This window comes from Streptomyces sp. NPDC033177 (genome assembly GCF_055577715.1).
The window spans coordinates 1-2497 of record NZ_JBVIPS010000023.1 but is presented as its reverse complement, the minus strand read 5'-3'; the positions used below and the strand labels follow the sequence as shown (position 1 = coordinate 2497).

The window sequence follows — 2497 nt, the reverse complement described above, 5'->3', positions numbered from 1 at the left end:
AACACAGTGGACGCGAGCAACTGAGGACAAGCCCTCGGCCTATTAGTACCAGTCACCTCCACCCGTTGCCGGGCTTCCAGATCTGGCCTATCAACCCAGTCGTCTACTGGGAGCCTTAACCCCTCAAAGGGGGTGGGAATACTCATCTTGAAGCAGGCTTCCCGCTTAGATGCTTTCAGCGGTTATCCTTTCCGAACGTAGCCAACCAGCCATGCCCTTGGCAGGACAACTGGCACACCAGAGGTTCGTCCGTCCCGGTCCTCTCGTACTAGGGACAGCCCTTCTCAATATTCCTACGCGCACAGCGGATAGGGACCGAACTGTCTCACGACGTTCTAAACCCAGCTCGCGTACCGCTTTAATGGGCGAACAGCCCAACCCTTGGGACCGACTCCAGCCCCAGGATGCGACGAGCCGACATCGAGGTGCCAAACCATCCCGTCGATATGGACTCTTGGGGAAGATCAGCCTGTTATCCCCGGGGTACCTTTTATCCGTTGAGCGACGGCGCTTCCACAAGCCACCGCCGGATCACTAGTCCCGACTTTCGTCCCTGCTCGACCCGTCGGTCTCACAGTCAAGCTCCCTTGTGCACTTACACTCAACACCTGATTACCAACCAGGCTGAGGGAACCTTTGGGCGCCTCCGTTACTCTTTGGGAGGCAACCGCCCCAGTTAAACTACCCATCAGACACTGTCCCTGATCCGGATCACGGACCCAGGTTAGACATCCAGCACGACCAGAGTGGTATTTCAACGTTGACTCCACGAACACTGGCGTGCCCGCTTCAAAGTCTCCCACCTATCCTACACAAGCCGAACCGAACACCAATATCAAACTGTAGTAAAGGTCCCGGGGTCTTTCCGTCCTGCTGCGCGAAACGAGCATCTTTACTCGTAGTGCAATTTCACCGGGCCTATGGTTGAGACAGTCGAGAAGTCGTTACGCCATTCGTGCAGGTCGGAACTTACCCGACAAGGAATTTCGCTACCTTAGGATGGTTATAGTTACCACCGCCGTTTACTGGCGCTTAAGTTCTCAGCTTCGCACACCCGAAAGTGCACTAACCGGTCCCCTTAACGTTCCAGCACCGGGCAGGCGTCAGTCCGTATACATCGCCTTACGGCTTCGCACGGACCTGTGTTTTTAGTAAACAGTCGCTTCTCGCTGGTCTCTGCGGCCACCCCCAGCTCATGGAGTAAATCCAATCACCAGTGATGGCCCCCCTTCTCCCGAAGTTACGGGGGCATTTTGCCGAGTTCCTTAACCATAGTTCACCCGAACGCCTCGGTATTCTCTACCTGACCACCTGAGTCGGTTTAGGGTACGGGCCGCCATGAAACTCGCTAGAGGCTTTTCTCGACAGCATAGGATCATCCACTTCACCACAATCGGCTCGGCATCAGGTCTCAGGCTTAATGCGTGACGGATTTACCTATCACACGCCCTACACCCTTACCCCGGGACTACCATCGCCCGGGCTGGACTACCTTCCTGCGTCACCCCATCACTCACCTACTACAAGTCTGGTTCGTCGGCTCCACCACTTCCCTTTGCCCGAAGGCTCCAGGACGGCTTCACGGACTTAGCATCGCCTGATTCAATGTTTGACGCTTCACAGCGGGTACCGGAATATCAACCGGTTATCCATCGACTACGCCTGTCGGCCTCGCCTTAGGTCCCGACTTACCCTGGGCAGATCAGCTTGACCCAGGAACCCTTAGTCAATCGGCGCACACGTTTCTCACGTATGTATCGCTACTCATGCCTGCATTCTCACTCGTGAACCGTCCACCACTAGCTTCCGCTGCAGCTTCACCCGGCACACGACGCTCCCCTACCCATCCCAGCAGGCGTTGGCCCTATATGCTGGAATGACACGACTTCGGCGGTACGCTTGAGCCCCGCTACATTGTCGGCGCGGAATCACTTGACCAGTGAGCTATTACGCACTCTTTCAAGGGTGGCTGCTTCTAAGCCAACCTCCTGGTTGTCTCTGCGACTCCACATCCTTTCCCACTTAGCGTACGCTTAGGGGCCTTAGTCGATGCTCTGGGCTGTTTCCCTCTCGACCATGGAGCTTATCCCCCACAGTCTCACTGCCGTGCTCTCACTTACCGGCATTCGGAGTTTGGCTAAGGTCAGTAACCCGGTAGGGCCCATCGCCTATCCAGTGCTCTACCTCCGGCAAGAAACACACGACGCTGCACCTAAATGCATTTCGGGGAGAACCAGCTATCACGGAGTTTGATTGGCCTTTCACCCCTAACCACAGGTCATCCCCCAGGTTTTCAACCCTGGTGGGTTCGGTCCTCCACGACCTCTTACAGCCGCTTCAACCTGCCCATGGCTAGATCACTCCGCTTCGGGTCTTGAGCGCGCTACTGAATCGCCCTATTCGGACTCGCTTTCGCTACGGCTTCCCCACACGGGTTAACCTCGCAACGCACCGCAAACTCGCAGGCTCATTCTTCAAAAGGCACGCAGTCACGACG

1 rRNA gene is annotated in these 2497 nt (G+C 56.2%); it reads right to left on the bottom strand.

What is annotated here, in order from left to right:
• Window positions 1-22: 22 nt before the first annotated feature.
• A 23S ribosomal RNA gene (locus ACZ5U5_RS39720) occupies window positions 23-2497 on the bottom strand; the annotation flags it as partial.